The following is a 1,298-nucleotide window of genomic DNA, read 5'->3' as shown; positions in this document are numbered from 1 at the left end:
TCTTGAATTCTTCTATTCTTGAATTCTCTATAAAAATACAGACGGCTCCTACCGAGCCGCTGTATTTTTATAGGGGTATGTTCTAACCTATTTCATTTGGTTAACTATAGAAATATGCGTTAGTATAAAGTACTTATCTTGCTAGAACAATTAAACTATTATTTAATTAAAGGTAAAAGGAGCTTCTATCAGTTCATACCTAATAGAAACTCCTTTATTTAATTATTCTAGTCTAGTAATTGAGTAACCTTTATCTTCTAAGGCTTTAATAATTCCATCTTCTCCAACTATGTGACCCGCTCCAACTACTATAAAGTATTTTTTGTTTTCGGATATAAATCCTTCTATCTTAGAGGTCATATTTTTATTTCTTTCTACAACTAAATAATCATAGAATTCTCTAGATAACTTACTTCCTGAATCAATGGCTGATGTATATTTTTCTATTTGCGGTATGTCTCCGTTAATCACGGATTTATATAATTCTTCCAATGCTTTTTGTTGCTCTTCTATTCGTGGATAATTGTTAAAAAGCTCTATCTGATATTCGTCTCCTCCTGCTGTTAATGCTTTTAGTTGAATATCTAAATTTTCTAAAGATATAACAGGCTTCTTATCTACATTAGCTTTTGTAATAAATTTATAGTCTATTCCATTATAAACGCTGAGTTCTGCTTTATTTGCTATAGCTGTAGTCATTACTGATTGAAGAGCCCATAGTTTATATTGTTTATAATCTAGCTTTAATCCTAATTCCGAGATTATATTTTCTATCTTTTCTTTAGTTTCTGGAGTTATATGATTAAGTAAATTATCTGCTTCTGGATACATACTTTCCTTATTCATATTTTCACTAATTTTATTACTTTGTATATCTACCTCTACTCCAAGTCCAATAGATTCTTTATAGGCTTTTTCAACTGAATCTACAAATTTAACTTCTTTTCCTACGTGAACAGAACCTCCAAGATATAAATAGTTTCCATCCCTTTCTACTTTATAAAATAACCCTTGAACTGTTGGAATATCACTCTTTTTGCTTTCACAACCAACTAGTGAAGCTATTAGAATTATGACTGAAAGTAATGTAATTAATAAAATTTTTAGTTTTTTCATTTTCCTCTCCCCCTTCGTATATATATACGGCTATTAATAGAACAATCTGTCAACTTATATATCGAGTAGGTAAACCTCAGAAAATAAAATCCTGAGGTCTTTCTCCGGGTAGACGAGTTGCCCAATTGGCAACTCTAACCCCCACAGAACCCGGCGTGCGGACAATGTCGTCAACTTAGGGA

General features: G+C 31.4%; 1 protein-coding gene. It reads right to left on the bottom strand.

What is annotated here, in order from left to right; translation table 11 throughout:
* Window positions 1-222: 222 nt before the first annotated feature.
* On the bottom strand, window positions 223-1,116 hold the full coding sequence (locus B3N22_RS14680; RefSeq protein ID WP_286908320.1) for a TraB/GumN family protein: 894 nt from the start codon (window positions 1,114-1,116) through the stop codon (window positions 223-225).
* Between the last annotated feature and the right edge of the window lie 182 nt (window positions 1,117-1,298).

Source organism: Clostridium sp. UBA1652, from assembly GCF_002320975.1.
In the GTDB taxonomy this organism is placed as follows: Bacteria; Bacillota; Clostridia; order Clostridiales; family Clostridiaceae; genus Clostridium_T; species Clostridium_T intestinale.
This window is presented reverse-complemented; position numbering and strand designations above follow the sequence as displayed.

Excerpts from the sequence above, each read along its gene's own strand:
- B3N22_RS14680 (WP_286908320.1), bottom strand. The coding sequence starts at position 1,116 with ATGAAAAAACTAAAAATTTTATTAATTACATTACTTTCAGTCATAATT.